The organism is Chryseobacterium sp. P1-3, from assembly GCF_000738495.1.
In the GTDB taxonomy this organism is placed as follows: domain Bacteria; phylum Bacteroidota; class Bacteroidia; order Flavobacteriales; family Weeksellaceae; genus Chryseobacterium; species Chryseobacterium gallinarum.
In genome coordinates, this window is the sequence record NZ_JPEQ01000010.1 from 319,771 (window position 1) to 334,692 (window position 14,922).

Sequence of the window (14,922 nt, forward strand, 5' to 3'; positions counted from 1 at the left end):
CAGAGCTATGAAAAGCCTGTATCTCTTTGCATTGTTTACTTTTATCCAGATGTCTTGTCAGGCTGAGAAAACCGTAAGCAAATATCCGGATATTGTAGGAGATATAGTCTTTGATGAAAAGCTTGATGAACCAGGTTTTAAGAAGTGTGGAGCCCGAAAGGATAAGCCTTTCAGCTTTCAATATTATCACGGGCCAAAGACGTTCGGGTATAAGGGTGAAAAAATCGCTATTATTGAAAAACTTAAAAAAGAAAATATATTTTCAGAAAAGAAGGTCAATGGTTATATTACCGTTAGATTTTTGGTAAATTGTGAAGGAAAAACAGGATTGTTCAGGCTCAGGCATATGGATTCAGATTTGAAAAATATTTCTTTGGACGAAGATCTGGAAAATAAGCTGTTGAAATTCACGCAATCATTAAACGGCTGGATGCCGAAAGAGATAGAAGGTTTAAAAGTAGATTACTATCAATATTTAACCTATAAAATTGAAAATGGAAAAGTTTCAGAGGTATTACCTTAGCTTTTTGTTCCTTATAGTATACACCAATACTATTGCACAGGTAAACTGTAATGCAATAGAGGGTGAGGACTGTAAAAAAGCCTGTGAACTTTACAACAAAGCTTCAGATTTACAGGGTTTCCGGGAATCGCAGGAAGACTTTGATAAAGCAATCGAGCTTTGTCCCGGTTTCTCCAATGCTTATATGGAGAAAGCGGTACCCTATCTCAAAAACGGTGATTTTGCAACCTGGAAAATACTGATTGATAAAGCAGTAGCCTTAGAACCCCAAAAACATTTGGGGTATAGAGGATGGTGCAAATTTCAATTTTTAGGAGATTATAAAGGCGCAATTCAGGATCTGGAAGAGTTTCGCAGATATTATCCTGAAGACCCTGGCAGATCTTTGAATGGAGATTATCATCTGGATGTGGTGAAAGCTATGTCCTACAGTGCTTTAGGACAGAAGGAAAAGGCTGCCGGAATTATCGAAAGGTTGTTGGCCACAAGAGGATATGTGAAAGGAATGTTCGATCACTACCAATTAGGAGTCACTTATTTCGAGTTGGGAAGATATGACAAAGCCCTGGAAAATTTTGAAAAACAAAGCAAAGAATACGACTTTGCAGAAAATATATACTTTAAAAGTAAAGTTTCTAAAATCAGAAACAAGGATTATTTAGATTTAAAAAGGCTGGCATTACAGACCTATGATGAGGGAAAGACTATGAAAGATGTCTACACCCATCATTTTAACAAAGTCTACAGAAAGCAGATTGAAGAGCTGTAGACAAACTTAAATCAATAATCAAAAATTTACTTATGAGCAACGAGTTACAAAACATAAAGAACCGCTTCGGCATTATCGGAAACTTTCCGGCACTTAACAGAGCTCTGGAAAAATCCATCCAGGTAGCTCCTACAGATATTTCCGTCTTAGTTATTGGAGAAAGTGGAGTTGGAAAAGAATTTATTCCAAAGATCATTCATTCCGAATCCAGAAGAAAACATCAGCCTTATATTGTGGTTAACTGTGGGGCAATTCCGGAAGGTACCATAGATTCCGAATTATTCGGTCATGAAAAAGGAGCTTTTACAGGAGCTACAGCAACCCGTAAAGGATATTTTGAAGTAGCTGATGGCGGTACCATCTTTCTGGATGAGGTTGGAGAATTGCCCTTACAGACGCAGGTCCGTCTTTTAAGAGTATTGGAGAGCGGAGAATTTATGAAAGTGGGGTCATCACAAGTCCAGAAGACGAATGTGAGAATTGTAGCAGCCACCAATGTAAATATGATGAAAGCGATTCACGATGGGAGATTCCGTGAAGATCTCTACTACCGTTTGAATACCGTTCAGATAGATATGCCTCCTTTAAGAGAAAGAAAAGGGGATATTCATTTATTATTCAGGAAATTTGCAATAGATTTTGCAGAAAAATACAGAATGCCTGAGCTTGAGCTTGAGCCCGGTGCAGTGCATTATATTGAAAATTATTCTTTTCCGGGTAACGTCCGCCAGTTGAGAAATCTTGTAGAGCAGATGACCGTTGTGGAAAGAAACAGAAATATAACGGCAGAGAAACTGGCTGAATATATCCCTATGGAAACTCATCTTCCTATGGTGGTGAATTCCCAGGCTAACGCGAAGCAGAGTGATTTTGGAAGTGAGAGAGAAATCATGTATAAGATTCTCTTTGATATGAGGAATGATATTAATGATTTAAAATCCTTAACTTCGGAATTGATAAAGAACAGAGGAACAGCTGACCTGAGCAATCATGAGAAAAACCTTATCAACAGGATTTATACTTCTGAGAATCAGTCGCAGGTGAATCAAGGATCTTTGCTGTATTTTGAAAAAAATAACGATGCGCCGGTTGTTCAGACACCAACAATTATTTCTAATCAGGACGACAGCTATGAAGATGTTGAAGATATAGAAGTTGAAGAAAACAGACCTGAGTCTCTATCTCTTCAGAATAACGAAAAAGATCTGATAATTAAAGCTTTAGAGAAGCATAAGGGCCGCAGGAACAGGGCGGCAGATGAATTGGGAATTTCACAGAGAACTTTATATAGGAAAATAAAACAGTATAACCTGGAAGACTAGACAACATCAATAATGAAAGTAAATTTAGCGCCTAAGCCCATCAATTTTAAGCTTGGAGAATACATCAACAAAGGATTTGATCTTTTAAAGAAAGACTTCGGAAATGTTTTTGTAGCATTTTTAGTATGCCTTATCATGTCTATTATTCCTTTTTGCGGGTTATTGGCAATGGGAAACTTATATAAATACCTGTATAAACTTAATAGGAATCAGCAGCCCGGTGCAGGGGAGATTTTTGACTTTAAAGATTTTATGCCTTATTTTATTATACAGTTGATTATTTTGGGCGGTGTTTTTATACTTTACATTCCATTGATTATTGTGTTGGCTTTAACGGGAGCTATGTCAGAGAATAATGAATATGATCCACTGGCAATGGTTTTTCTTATTCCATACCTGTTTTTAATGGTGGTGGCTATTTATTATTTTGTATTGAAAGCATTTTACATGGTTCCTTTAATCAGTCTTAAAGGAATTAAGGATATAAAAGAAGCATGGAATATTTCAAAAGTGATGACCAAAGGAAATCTGTTGTCGATTTTTCTTTTTTCATTCATTGTAGGTATTTTATCTCAGGTAGGAATTTTCGCTTGTGGAATTGGTATTTTTCTTACCATCCCATTTTTATATACTGCCAATTATTTTGCTTACGAAGATGCTATTCAACAAATTGAGTACGATGAAATTACTGAAATTGGATCTAAAAATGAATTTTAAAATTAAAAATATCAGTCTTAAACAGCCATTTATAATGATGGTGCTTTTTGCTTTGTTGGGTGTCTTACATTCATGTTACAGCTTTACCGGATCTTCCCTTACGGATGAGAAAACGGTTCAGATTAATGAATTCCCTAATAATGCACCCCTTGTAAATCCGGCATTATCACAGCAGTTTTCTATCGATATCCAGAACAGGTTCCTGCAAAGAACCACTTTGAAAGGAACGAAAGAAAATCCTGATATTCTCATTGAAGGAGAAATTTCAGATTATACCATTTCCCCTACCACGATCAGCTCCAATACCCAGACCAACCCTTCGGGAGGAGTAATCCAGCAGGCGCAGAATAAGCTGACCATCACGGTAAAGGTGCATTATGAAAATAAAATACATCCGGATTCCAGCTTTGACAGGACGTATACAGATGAGGCAACATTCAATAGTAATTTGTCACAAGCTGATATAGAGTCTTCCCAGGTGAAATTGGTAACAGAAAGAATTATTAATAAAATATTTAACGATATTGTAGCGAATTGGTAAGATGAATCCAAGAGTTTTAGAATTATTAAAAAATCCGAAAAATATTCAGTCAGAAGACCTCCATCTTTTGAAAGAAGAGATTCACACTTTTCCTTATATTCAGAATATTAGGGCGCTTCATCTGTATGGAGTGCATTTGTATGATAAAGATAACTATCAGAAAGAACTGTCTACAACTGCAGCCTACACTACGGATAAAAAAATCCTTTATCAGCTGATTAACGGGGTCATTCAACGAAGATCCGAACCTGAAACTGCCGAAGAAAAGCAAATTTCCAAAGGAGATGATACAGCTGTCCGGCACGCCTATAAAGATAAAGGTTTTCCTATCAGAAGAGAGCCGGATTTCAATAAAGGAGAACAAAAAGACAGTACAACATTTTGTATCTTACCTGCTTCGCATGAAGTGAAATCTATTTATGTCAATGGCGAACGGAACAGGATATTGTTCGAAGGAGAGGAAAATTTCCTGGATGACACCAACTCCGAAAAAATAGATTTAGAATCTACATTGGAGTCCGGGACTTTAGTTACCCAAAAAGTACATACACCAGAATCTTTTACTAAGGAAGAAGAAATTCGGGAAACTCAAACAGAAGAAAATACAGGCGAGAATTTTACTCCTGAGAAAATAATTAATGAGGATAAAATATCATCAGAAGCTGTAGCTGAAGAAGTTAATAACGAACATGAGGTAAGTTTCCATGAAACAGAAGCCTTGTTGCCTGAAATCAATATTGAGGAAGAAACAGGAAAACGGCAGGATCAGAAACTAGCTGATGAGCATGCAGAAATTTCCGGTCCAGATCAGCAAGAGGTTGCTCCGGACGCAGAACTCAGTTTCCATGGAACAGAAGCCTTCATGCCGGATGTCAAGATCCAGGCCAACAATGAAGAAACCCCTGAAGAAACCCCTGCTTCTCAATCCAGTGTAAACAAACACGAGGAAGAGATGAGACGCCTGATTGAAGAAGTTGAGAAAAAAATGAAAGAGTCCAGGTCCGAAGTTTCTGCAAAAACTGAAGAACCGGAAGTAGTTTCTGATCATGAAATCAGCTTTGCCGAAACTCAGAATTTCCATTTTTGGTCAACTGAAAAAGAAGAATTTCCAAAAACCGAAGAAATTAAAGAAGAAGTATTGGACGAGATTCGGGAGGGAGATAAAAATCCGGTAGAAAGGGAAGCAGCAGCAACTGAAGAGGAAAAAGCAGATACACAGGAGATACCATCCGGATGGAAACCAATGAGTTTTGAATCCAATGTGCCGGACTCTTTACTCAATAAGCCAGCAAAGACTTCTGATACTGAAAAACAGGCTCCTTCAGAAGAACAGATTTCTCCTGTTGCGGAAACAGAAATCAGTCATGCGGATAACCAGTCTTCAGATGATGAAGAACCTGTTGAAGAGGCCTTACCTATAGCTGAAGAAACCTCCGTGATGGAAGAAAATCAAGGAGATGAAGAAATTAACGATACTGGAAAGAAAAGCGTTGGTGAAGCTCCAAAAGAAGAAGCTCCGGTCATAAAACGTTTCATTCTTTAGTACAGATATATCCAGCCTGAATGTTGAAGAAAGGCAAAAAGAAAATAAAGAAGTGCCTAAAAAAGAAGAAACTATGCAAGGAGCTGTGGCAACAACTGTTACTCAATCTTCAGCAGACAGTAACGTTCCGGGATTTATTAATACCTGGCAGAACTGGCTGAAAATTGACAGAAAGGAAGAAATTGAAAAAGAAAAAGCTGAAATTAAAGAGAAGGCTATTGAAACCTTTATTGAAAATAACCCCCGGATAAGCCAGCTTAAAGAGGAAAGTACCTATGTTGTAAAAGAAAAGAATGCTGATATTTCACATTTGATGACAGAAACACTGGCTAATCTTTATTTTGAACAAAAGTTGTATACAAAAGCGATAAAAGCATACGAAATCCTCATCAACAAAAATCCGGAAAAGAAAGAACACTTCAAATCCAGAATTCAGGAGATTAAAGAGTTTAGAAGTAAAAATTAAGATAAAAAAGGTACTGTCAGGACACAGTGCCTTTTTTATTGTCCCGCAATTTGTTCCAAACTTTCCGCCCGAAAACAATAACAAGGACCAGTAAAACGATTGTTAAAATTGCTGCAATAACCGGCATTGCTATTGCCAGCACAGACATAATTCCTGCTCCTGCTGTTTCCGTAGTACCTACCACTGAATTCCCCAACCCACCGGTAGTAGCCGTAGACGCCGCACGTATCCCTGCAAAGCCCGAACTGATTGTAGCAGCAGTTCCTCCGCCTGCAATCAGCGCCAATGCCCACTGTGGAAAGGTTCCCAGATCGGCAAACTGGCTGGCGAATAACACGGATCCTGCAACAGTAGCCATAGGAATAGAAATCGTATCCAGCAGGTGATCTATAAATGGAATATAATACGCTAATATTTCTGCAATAGTGGCAATTCCTGTTGTGATAAGGGTGGGCAGACCTGCAAGCCATTCAAAATGATCATTCATAGGAATCCAATGAAAATAAGAAGCAAGGCTCACAATAAACATTGGCAGAAAGACTCTGAATCCGGTGGCTGCAGCCAATCCGATTCCGATAAATGCACTGAGTACATAGGAAAGGTAGGGAACATGATCTAACATATTAATTTTCAGATTTATTGTTTTCCTTAAAAATACAAAAAACAGGCGAGATAAGAATAAAATGAATTAAATTAGTTATGAGTGCATCTTTGATAAATCGCAAGAAAATAACCACAGATGGCACTGATTTACACAGATGTTTATGTTTTAAGTTTCTTGAGAAATTGGTTGTAATGTGTAACTATTATGGGCAAACGATTAGGGAAGATCTGCTTGCCGCAAGAAAATAACCACAGATGGCACTGATTTACACAAATGTTTATGCTTTGAGTTCTTGAGAAACTGGCTGTAATGCGTGATTTAGAGGTCTGCATAATCAGCAAATCGGCGAGAAAAAATGTCCTAGGTTGCGGGTGAATATCGGTTGCTATGAACTCTATTTCTTCTGTGTTTCACAGAGCTTAATAAACTGTGCTTCCACATCCTGATACTTTTGAGGCATTACAGGGGAAACCCAAAATAACATGGCAACCGTTTTTTCTCCAAAAGCAGTTCTGAAAAGATCTTTATTCAGACGATAGCATTCTCTCAGAAGTCTTTTCAGCCGATTCCTGTGAACCGCTTTTTTAAAATATCTTTTAGAAACAGAAACCCCGAACTTGCTGCTTTCTACAGGAAGAGCAGGCTTATCTTTTAAAATGATTATTCTTAGATTTCCAGAAGTTTTCCATTTACCTTTTTCGAAAAGTAAACTGATCTCATTATTTTTTTTGAGTTTTTCTGCCTTGGTGTATTTGAAGTTCTGCATTAATCTTTTTTCACTAAATAATTGATCACTTCAGCAGCGGCATACAACCCGAAAATAGCAGGGATAAAACTGATCGTGCCATAAAATGATTTTTTGAAGTTACTTCCGTCAGTCATTTTCAGACTTTCTTCCTTTTGAATTTCATTGGAAAATACACATCTGAACCCTTTATTGATTTTTTCCTTTTTTAATCTTTTTCTTACCTGCTTTGCCAGAAAGCAGTTGTGGGTTTTGCTGATATCGCGAACCATTACCATACTCGGATCAGTTTTTCCGCCAGCTCCCATAGAGCTTACGATTTTGATCTTTCTTTTTCTGGCAGCTTTTATAAGGCAGATTTTGGGTGTAACACTGTCGATACAGTCAAGAACATAATCAAATTTATCCCCATCAAGAATCTCATCCATCCTTTCCGGATTCAGAAATTCATTGATTCTTACCAAATGGAGATCAGGATTAATATCAAGAAGTCTTTCGGCAACAACTTCTACCTTATGTTTACCTACGGTGGAGTGCAAAGCAGGAAGCTGTCTGTTGATATTGGTAATATCTACCGTATCACCATCTACAATGGTCATATTTCCAATTCCGGCCCTTGCGAGGAACTCTGCTGCAAAAGAACCTACCCCGCCTAATCCTACAACCAGTACATTTGCTTTGATCAGCTTTTCTAATCCTTCTTCCTTAATCAAAAGTTCAGTTCTTTCCAGCCAGTATTTATCCATTTTTTATAGTGTGTAAATTTTCTAAAATCTGTTCATTGAGTTTGTCCAAAGAAATCCCTTTTATTTCCGAAACCTTTTGATACAATTCGCCGATGTTAAAGTCTTCATTATCAGTTTCAAGAAAGATTTTATTTAAGGGAGTGCTTTTTAAAATATCCTGCAAAGATAAATGATACAAAACAGCTTTTCCAAAACTCAGGTAAAAATTGTTGGCAATGAGATCTTCTGCAATTTGTCTTTTTTTATTAAAACCATGAATGATCATAGGCTGTTCGGCCTTTTTTTTTAAAAGAAATTACTTCGTAGAATTTTCTTACACAATGAATAATAACAGGTTTTTTGATCTCGTTGGCGATTTCAATCTGTCTTAAAAAAACTTCTTCCTGGACTTTTTGATCAACAGGCACCAGAGAATCCAGGCCGCACTCTCCAATGGCAAAGCAGTTGTGAAGTATTGTGTCTTTCATCCAATGCAGTTGTTTTTCTACATTATGAATGTCAATATCCTGGGGATGAATGCCGATAGAATAAGGGAGATCAGGCGGGCTTTGTCCAAAACCAAGATTATAGATTCCGTTCCGGATATATTTTTTATGATGGTGAAAATCAAAAAATTCCATTTTCAAAAATAAGATTATTTGGAATTAATATAAAATTATTAAACAAACGTTTATAAATGTGTTAAAAATTTCTTAACTTTACTCAAACTGCACTTTATGAAAAAAAAATTTACGGAAAAACAGATCCACATCCTGGATATTGCGGAGGAACTGATCGCAAAAAAAGGGTATGAAGGTACTTCTGTCAGGGATATCTGCTCCAAAGCAAATATCAACGTCGCAATGATATCCTACTATTTTGGCTCCAAAGAAAAAAATGATGTCTTATCTCTACCAGTATAGGGTATTGAAGACGAGGGAAAATTTTTCGGAATTTGCAGATACCATTAAAGAGGGCAAGCCGGAAATGCAGATGAGAGAGATGATTAAATATATTGTTTCCCAGCTATTCAAATATAATTACTTTCATGGGTTTGTTACCCAGGAGCTTCGTCATACGGAAAACCTGAAAGATGAGCTTCTGGATTTCTATCAGTTGTTTGTTAAAAAACTGGATGAAGTGATTAAAAAAGGAGTTGCTTCGGGAGTTTTCACTTTTACTCCAAAGCCTGAAGATATTCTGACCATGATTATCGGCTCTACTTTGTTTGTTATCCGGAACAAAAACTTCTATGAGCTTTATGTACCGAGCAAAAATGAAGAAACTTATGCAAAAGAAGCTGAGAAAAAAGTGAGAATGAATCTTTTATTGAGTGTTTTTGCAATTTTGGGATACGCTGCAGACTAAAATTACGTTAAATATTCATAAAAAAAAATCTATTGGCAAAAAAGTTATATTTTTGCAAATTAGTAAATCGGCTGTATAATCCGAAAACTGTTGAATTTTTTTATATGAAAAAATATATTTTTAGGTCTTTTTGCGGTAGCGGTGGTGACATCATGCGTAAGCCAGCAGGAAAGAGCAATGAAGAGTGCTGATAAAGATTATATCTTGAAGGTAGCTAATGAAAATTTTGCTAAGAAAAAGTGGAAGAATGCATTGGCGCTTTACGATAGGCTTGCCAACCTGGTAGCAGGAACAGATGACTTCCCTAATGTAGGCTTCAACACGGCTTATGCAAACTACTATGACAAAAGCTATAAGCTGGCAGGGCATCAGTTTAAGAATTTTGCAGTCAATTTCCCTAAAGATCCGAGAGCAGAAGAAGCAGCTTATATGTCTGCACTATGTTATTATGAAGGATCTATGGACTATAACCTTGATCAGTCCAGTACAGAATTAGCCATTAATGAGCTTCAGGATTTCCTGACCAATTACCCCAATTCTGAAAGATCAAAGAATATTACCCAGCTTATTGATGAGCTATCCTATAAATTGGAATTCAAAGCCTATGAGAATGCAAGACAGTATTTCAAAATGGGGGATTATAAAGCGGCAAACGTTGCGTTGGAAAACGTGTTGGAAGATTTTCCAGGCACAAAACTGCGCGCAAAGATTTATGACTATATCATGAAATCCCGTTATGAGCTGGCTATAAAATCTGTCTATGACCTTAAAGATGAGCGTATTGAAAGTGCTTTAACGTATACCAGGCTGATCGAAAAAGAATTGCCTAATACAGATTACGCTAAGTCAGCCCTTGAAATGCGTGCAAAACTGGAAAAAGAAAAAACAGAATTTTGCGGTTGTTAAAAAGCAAACTGAAGCAAGAATTGCAGCTTTAAATGCAAAACAGAAAAAAGAAGCTGAAAAACTTGCTCAGCAAAATAAATCAGACCAGCAAATGAAAGATCAGATTAATAATGAAAAGCGTGCAATGCAGATGCAGAGGGATAGTGCAGTACTTAAAACCCCACCTCCTGCGGCGACTTTCAAAATTCAAAGATAATTCGTAAATTTGCCATCTTAAAATAAAATAATTTTCTCAAAATGAGTGTAAAAGATACAAAAGCAGAAGTGAACACTATCACTTACGATAAAGATAAGATTGAAGATAAAGTAGGTTCAATCTATGAAGCTATTGTTATCATGGGAAAGAGAGCAGAGCAGATCAATGCGGAGATCCGTACGGAACTTCACAACAAGCTGGATGAATTTGCCGTTCATAATTCTACATTAGAAGAGGTTTTCGAAAACAGAGAACAGATTGAGATCTCTAAACATTACGAAAAAACTTCCGAAGCCAACTTCTATTGCAATTGAAGAATGGTTAAAACGACGATATCTATTTCAGAAAAACAGAAGATAGAAAATAATCATCTGTATCTTTAATAAATCAAGGTCATAAAAGAATAAAGCTCTTTTATGACCTTTGTTGTTTTAAAGCCTGATTGTGGGAAAAAATAAGTATTTTAGTATTTCAAAAATTAAAACTAAATGAGTGTTTCCGGTAAAAAGATACTTATCGCAGTTTCCGGAGGAATTGCAGCGTACAAAATTCATTTTCTGATCAGGGATTTTGTAAAGAAAGGTGCCGAAGTACAGGTAATCATGACTTCCGATGCAGAACATTTTGTAACGAAATTAAGCCTGTCTACCTTATCCAAGAAACCTGTTTATTCAGATTTTTATGGTGATAATGGTAGCTGGAACAGCCATGTGGAGCTCGCTTTATGGGCTGATGTGATGATTGTGGCTCCCTGTACTGCCAATACATTGTCTAAAATGGTGAACGGAATGTGTGATAATCTGGTTATTGCAACCTATATGTCTGCAAAGTGCCCGGTATTTATCGCTCCTGCTATGGACCTGGATATGTATGTACATCCTTCAACGAAGAAAAACCTGGAACTTGCGGAGCATTTCGGGCACAGGGTTATTCCGGCAGAAAAGGGTGAACTGGCAAGTGGTTTGGTGGGACAGGGAAGAATGGCAGAGCCGGCAACGATCTTAGCTGCGGTTGAGAACTATTTTGCATCTGGAATTCCTTTAAAAAGCCTTGAAGGAAAAACGGTTTTAATTACTGCGGGGCCTACTTATGAAGCAATTGATCCGGTAAGGTTTATCGGGAATCATTCTTCAGGAAAAATGGGCTATTCATTAGCAGAAGAAGCTTCAAAAAGAGGGGCAAAGGTAATCCTGATTTCAGGGCCTGGTTCTCAGACCGTTCATGATAAAAGTATAGCAGTACATAAAGTGACTTCCGCCAAAGAGATGTTGGCTAAAGTATTTGAATTTTATGACAGAATAGATATAGGAATTGCCAGTGCGGCCGTTGCAGATTATGCTCCGAAAGAGATTGCGAAGGAAAAAATTAAGAAAAATGATGAACATCTAACCATTGAACTGGTTAAAAACCCGGATATTCTTAAAACGATGGGAGATAAGAAAACCCATCAGTTTTTAGTGGGATTTGCACTGGAAACTCAAAATGAAGAAGAAAATGCCAAAGGAAAACTTGAAAAGAAAAATCTGGATATGATTGTTTTAAATTCTTTGCGTGACGAAGGCGCAGGATTTAAAAATGATACCAATAAAATCAAAATATTTACCAGGACGGATGAGAAAGAATTTGATCTGAAGTCTAAAGACGAAGTAGCCAAAGATATTCTCGATTTTGTTGAAGCTCAACTTTTGAAATAATTTTAATAAATTTCCGTTCTCAATTTTTAATAGACAATGAAGTCGTTATGATTCACAAAAGCCAATATCTATGAAGGTGAAGCGATTACATTTGACCTTTAAAAAACAATAAGTATCTCCATATGAAAAAAATTATCAGTTTATTTTTTCTGTTTTTTATATACAACCTTAGCTTCTCCCAGGAGCTGCTGGCTACTGTACAGGTAAATTCCCAACAACTAGGAGGAAGTAACCAGCAAGCTTTTAAAGCATTGGAAAAAAGTCTTAAAGATTTTATCAATAATACAAGCTGGACGGGGAAAAAACTCCAGAACTTTGAAAAAATCAAATGTGGTTTTGCCCTTGTTATCTCTGAAAGAGACGGAAATAGATTTAAAGGATCAATTGTTGTTCAGGCGGTACGTCCTGTATATAATACCACTTATGAATCTCCTTTGGTAAACCTCCAGGATCAAAGATTGTCTTTTGAATATGTGGAAAATGAAAACCTTATATTTAACGAGAGACAATTCTCGGGGAAAAACCTTACAGATGTCATCAGTTTTTATATTTATCTGATTTTAGGCTATGATGCCGATAGCTTCCAGGCAATGGGAGGATCACAGTGGTTTGCAAAGGCACAGCAGATTGCCCAGAACTCTCAAAATAGAAATTATGAAGGCTGGAATACTATCAATGAGCCAAGAAGCCGTACCATATTGATTAATGAAATCATCAATCCTAACTGGAACCAGTTGAGATCTACCATTTACACCTACCACAGGGCAGGACTGGATAATCTTTTTAATCAGGATCAGACTTCTGCAAAGAAGGTTATCTTTGATGCGCTGATGCAGCTTAAAATGTATGAAAATTCATTCCAGCAAAGCTATTTCTTCAACCTGTTTATGGATAACAAAAGTGATGAAATTTTCAATATTTTCAATTCAGGAAACAATGGAGGAATTATTCTGAATGACCTGAAGCAGCAAATGATTATCCTTTCCCCGAAAAATATTGATAATAAGTGGAATAAGTGGAAAACATAAAGTGTAAGCTTTCTTCTGTTGAATACTGAATCCTAAAGTTTTATATTTGCATTACTTAAAGTAACCGCTATTGATCCATGCTCTCGAGAATTTATATTAAAAATTTTGCCCTGATTGATACCCTTGAAGTATCACTGAAAAATGGTTTGCAGGTTATAACCGGTGAAACAGGAGCAGGAAAATCTATTATTTTAGGAGCCCTGAGGCTTATTTTGGGCGAAAGGGCAGATGTAAAATCTATTTCAAAAGCAGAAGAAAAGAGTATTGTAGAAACAGAATTTGCATTAAATAACCAATTTAAAAAGTTTTTCATTGAAAATGATCTGGACTATGAGCTTCAGACCATTATCAGAAGGGAAATATTGCCTTCCGGAAAATCCAGGGCATTCATTAATGATGTTCCTGTAACATTGGATGTGCTTAAGGAACTGTCTTCACAGCTGATTGATATTCATTCCCAGTTTGAAACATCCAATCTTTTTACTTCTGAATACCAGTTTAAAATTATAGATGGACTTTCCGGGAATAAAAAGGCTATTGAAGACTACCAGCAGGAATTCTCAGAGTTTCAGAACCTGAAGGTGCTTCTTAAAAAAATTGCAGACACAGCTTTCAGAAGTTAATAAAGAAAGTGACTATAAAGAATTTCTGTTGAATGAACTGGAAGAACTGAAGCTTGATGATGTGGACTACGAAGATGTCCAGAATCAATTGTCTATCCAGGAAAATGCAGGGATGATTTCGGAAAATATAGGACAGATCCTGTCAAGGTTCCATCAGGAAGAAATCGGGATTCTTTCTTTTTTTAATGAGGCCAGAAGTAAGTTATCAAAAATAGCTGAAGTTTCCACAGGTTTTGCGGAGCTTAATGAAAGATTTGAAACTTCATTCGTGGAATTGAAAGATATGATTTCCGAACTTGAGCATGAGGCGGAAAAGGTAGAAATCAATCCGGAAAACCTGATCATTCTTACAGAGCTTAATAATAAAATCAATGCTTTATTCTTAAAGCACAATGTTTCAGATATCGGTGAACTGATTGAGGTTAGGAACCAGCTGTCGGGAGATCAGAAAGGGGCTTCCGAACTGGAGGCACAGATTGCTGAAACGCAGGACAATATTTCTAAAAAGGAAAAGGAGCTTCAGGAACTTGCCGGGAAGCTTTCAAAGAACAGGAAAAAGAATATTCCTGTTTTTATAAAAAAAGCGGAAAACCTGCTTAAAAAATTAGGTCTTGAGAAAGCCAGGGTGGATATTGAGCTACAGGACGTTCAGGAGTTTAATGCATTCGGCAAAGAGAATATTCAGCTGTTGTTCCAGGCCAATTCCGGATTTCCCCTGAAACCTATCCAGACTGCGATCTCAGGAGGAGAAAGATCAAGGGTAATGCTTGCCGTAAAGAAAATTATTGCGGAAAGTGATGAGCTGCCAACTCTCATTCTGGATGAGATTGATACCGGAGTTTCGGGAAAGGTGGCCGAAGAAATCGGTATCCTGATGAGGGAAATGTCTGAGGATATGCAGCTTATTGTTATTTCTCACCTCGCACAGGTGGCGGCTAAAGGAAATGATAATTACAAAGTAGTAAAACAGGACGTTTCAGGGAGAACGCAATCTACCATCATTCCTTTGAGTGAAGAGGAAAAACTCCATGAGATTGCCCAATTGCTTTCCGGAAGTAAAATTACAGAAGCGGCTTTAGCGCAGGCAAAAGAGTTAATTGGCTAAGAGGCTGTAACATATTTTACATTATCTTTACTAATGTAAAAAAACTA

The 14,922-nt window shown here is 37.1% G+C and carries 14 protein-coding genes and 4 pseudogenes; 14 read left to right on the forward strand and 4 right to left on the reverse strand.

Annotated features, from left to right (window positions below; genetic code table 11):
- Window positions 1-7: 7 nt before the first annotated feature.
- From HX13_RS15740 to HX13_RS15770, 7 genes are read left to right on the forward strand one after another with little or no spacing between them, the layout of a single operon-like run.
- Complete coding sequence (locus tag HX13_RS15740) at window positions 8-523, forward strand: hypothetical protein (RefSeq protein WP_050021855.1); 516 nt, start codon at window positions 8-10, stop codon at window positions 521-523.
- Entirely contained in the window at window positions 495-1,292 is a 798-nt protein-coding gene (locus HX13_RS15745; RefSeq protein WP_050021856.1) for a tetratricopeptide repeat protein, read from the forward strand. The genes HX13_RS15740 and HX13_RS15745 overlap by 29 nt, the downstream gene beginning before the upstream one ends.
- 32 nt (window positions 1,293-1,324) lie before the next feature.
- On the forward strand, window positions 1,325-2,614 hold the full coding sequence (locus tag HX13_RS15750; RefSeq protein ID WP_050021857.1) for a sigma-54 interaction domain-containing protein: 1,290 nt from the start codon (window positions 1,325-1,327) through the stop codon (window positions 2,612-2,614).
- A 12-nt stretch (window positions 2,615-2,626) separates the two neighbouring features.
- Window positions 2,627-3,331, forward strand: coding sequence for a hypothetical protein (locus tag HX13_RS15755; protein ID WP_050021858.1), 705 nt, complete (start codon window positions 2,627-2,629; stop codon window positions 3,329-3,331).
- A complete protein-coding gene (locus tag HX13_RS15760; protein ID WP_050021910.1) occupies window positions 3,321-3,872 on the forward strand; it encodes an LptE family protein in 552 nt (183 codons plus the stop codon). The genes HX13_RS15755 and HX13_RS15760 overlap by 11 nt, the downstream gene beginning before the upstream one ends.
- A 1-nt stretch (window position 3,873) precedes the next feature.
- Window positions 3,874-5,415 (forward strand): hypothetical protein, encoded by a 1,542-nt coding sequence (locus tag HX13_RS15765; protein WP_050021859.1) that lies wholly within the window; start codon window positions 3,874-3,876, stop codon window positions 5,413-5,415.
- Window positions 5,416-5,467: 52 nt separating this feature from the next.
- Window positions 5,468-5,881: a tetratricopeptide repeat protein gene (locus tag HX13_RS15770; RefSeq protein WP_050021860.1), complete on the forward strand. Its 414-nt coding sequence runs from the start codon at window positions 5,468-5,470 to the stop codon at window positions 5,879-5,881.
- Window positions 5,882-5,897: 16 nt separating this feature from the next.
- Here the strand turns inward: HX13_RS15770 and HX13_RS15775 are convergent, their stop codons facing one another.
- The 4 genes and pseudogenes from HX13_RS15775 to HX13_RS26425 all read right to left on the reverse strand — a co-directional run bounded on the left by HX13_RS15775 (window position 5,898) and on the right by HX13_RS26425 (window position 8,596).
- Window positions 5,898-6,503 (reverse strand): DUF4126 domain-containing protein, encoded by a 606-nt coding sequence (locus HX13_RS15775; protein ID WP_050021861.1) that lies wholly within the window; start codon window positions 6,501-6,503, stop codon window positions 5,898-5,900.
- A gap of 376 nt (window positions 6,504-6,879) precedes the next feature.
- Window positions 6,880-7,251, reverse strand: coding sequence for a ribonuclease P protein component (gene rnpA / locus HX13_RS15780; protein ID WP_050021862.1), 372 nt, complete (start codon window positions 7,249-7,251; stop codon window positions 6,880-6,882).
- The gene (locus HX13_RS15785; protein ID WP_050021863.1) at window positions 7,251-7,976 is read right to left on the reverse strand and encodes a ThiF family adenylyltransferase; all 726 of its coding nucleotides are present in this window, start codon (window positions 7,974-7,976) and stop codon (window positions 7,251-7,253) included. The genes rnpA and HX13_RS15785 overlap by 1 nt, the downstream gene beginning before the upstream one ends.
- Window positions 7,969-8,596 (reverse strand): annotated as a pseudogene (locus HX13_RS26425) (TatD family hydrolase). The gene HX13_RS15785 and the pseudogene HX13_RS26425 overlap by 8 nt, the downstream one beginning before the upstream one ends.
- Window positions 8,597-8,692: 96 nt before the next feature.
- Between HX13_RS26425 and HX13_RS15795 the strand changes: the two are divergent.
- The 7 genes and pseudogenes from HX13_RS15795 to HX13_RS15820 all read left to right on the forward strand — a co-directional run bounded on the left by HX13_RS15795 (window position 8,693) and on the right by HX13_RS15820 (window position 14,875).
- Window positions 8,693-9,323 (forward strand): annotated as a pseudogene (locus HX13_RS15795) (TetR/AcrR family transcriptional regulator).
- A 141-nt stretch (window positions 9,324-9,464) separates the two neighbouring features.
- Window positions 9,465-10,229 carry an outer membrane protein assembly factor BamD gene (locus HX13_RS15800; RefSeq protein WP_238555403.1) on the forward strand — a complete coding sequence of 255 codons (765 nt, stop codon included), beginning with the start codon at window positions 9,465-9,467 and terminating at the stop codon, window positions 10,227-10,229.
- Entirely contained in the window at window positions 10,186-10,425 is a 240-nt protein-coding gene (locus tag HX13_RS24575; RefSeq protein ID WP_238555404.1) for a hypothetical protein, read from the forward strand. Before HX13_RS15800 ends, HX13_RS24575 begins: the two co-directional genes overlap by 44 nt.
- Window positions 10,426-10,466: 41 nt before the next feature.
- Window positions 10,467-10,792, forward strand: a pseudogene (locus tag HX13_RS15805) (DNA-directed RNA polymerase subunit omega).
- 121 nt (window positions 10,793-10,913) lie between these two features.
- Window positions 10,914-12,119, forward strand: a complete 1,206-nt coding sequence (coaBC, locus tag HX13_RS15810) for a bifunctional phosphopantothenoylcysteine decarboxylase/phosphopantothenate--cysteine ligase CoaBC (protein ID WP_050021864.1) — start codon at window positions 10,914-10,916, stop codon at window positions 12,117-12,119.
- A gap of 122 nt (window positions 12,120-12,241) precedes the next feature.
- Window positions 12,242-13,147 carry a DUF4835 family protein gene (locus tag HX13_RS15815; RefSeq protein WP_050021865.1) on the forward strand — a complete coding sequence of 302 codons (906 nt, stop codon included), beginning with the start codon at window positions 12,242-12,244 and terminating at the stop codon, window positions 13,145-13,147.
- A 77-nt stretch (window positions 13,148-13,224) separates the two neighbouring features.
- Window positions 13,225-14,875 (forward strand): annotated as a pseudogene (locus HX13_RS15820) (DNA repair protein RecN).
- Window positions 14,876-14,922: the final 47 nt, after the last annotated feature.

Excerpts from the sequence above, each read along its gene's own strand:
- coaBC (WP_050021864.1), top strand. The coding sequence starts at position 10,914 with ATGAGTGTTTCCGGTAAAAAGATACTTATCGCAGTTTCCGGAGGAATT.
- HX13_RS15745 (WP_050021856.1), top strand. The coding sequence starts at position 495 with ATGGAAAAGTTTCAGAGGTATTACCTTAGCTTTTTGTTCCTTATAGTA.
- HX13_RS15750 (WP_050021857.1), top strand. The coding sequence starts at position 1,325 with ATGAGCAACGAGTTACAAAACATAAAGAACCGCTTCGGCATTATCGGA.
- HX13_RS15760 (WP_050021910.1), top strand. The coding sequence starts at position 3,321 with ATGAATTTTAAAATTAAAAATATCAGTCTTAAACAGCCATTTATAATG.
- HX13_RS15815 (WP_050021865.1), top strand. The coding sequence starts at position 12,242 with ATGAAAAAAATTATCAGTTTATTTTTTCTGTTTTTTATATACAACCTT.
- HX13_RS15765 (WP_050021859.1), top strand. The coding sequence starts at position 3,874 with ATGAATCCAAGAGTTTTAGAATTATTAAAAAATCCGAAAAATATTCAG.
- HX13_RS15740 (WP_050021855.1), top strand. The coding sequence starts at position 8 with ATGAAAAGCCTGTATCTCTTTGCATTGTTTACTTTTATCCAGATGTCT.
- HX13_RS15755 (WP_050021858.1), top strand. The coding sequence starts at position 2,627 with ATGAAAGTAAATTTAGCGCCTAAGCCCATCAATTTTAAGCTTGGAGAA.
- HX13_RS15785 (WP_050021863.1), bottom strand. The coding sequence starts at position 7,976 with ATGGATAAATACTGGCTGGAAAGAACTGAACTTTTGATTAAGGAAGAA.
- rnpA (WP_050021862.1), bottom strand. The coding sequence starts at position 7,251 with ATGCAGAACTTCAAATACACCAAGGCAGAAAAACTCAAAAAAAATAAT.
- HX13_RS15775 (WP_050021861.1), bottom strand. The coding sequence starts at position 6,503 with ATGTTAGATCATGTTCCCTACCTTTCCTATGTACTCAGTGCATTTATC.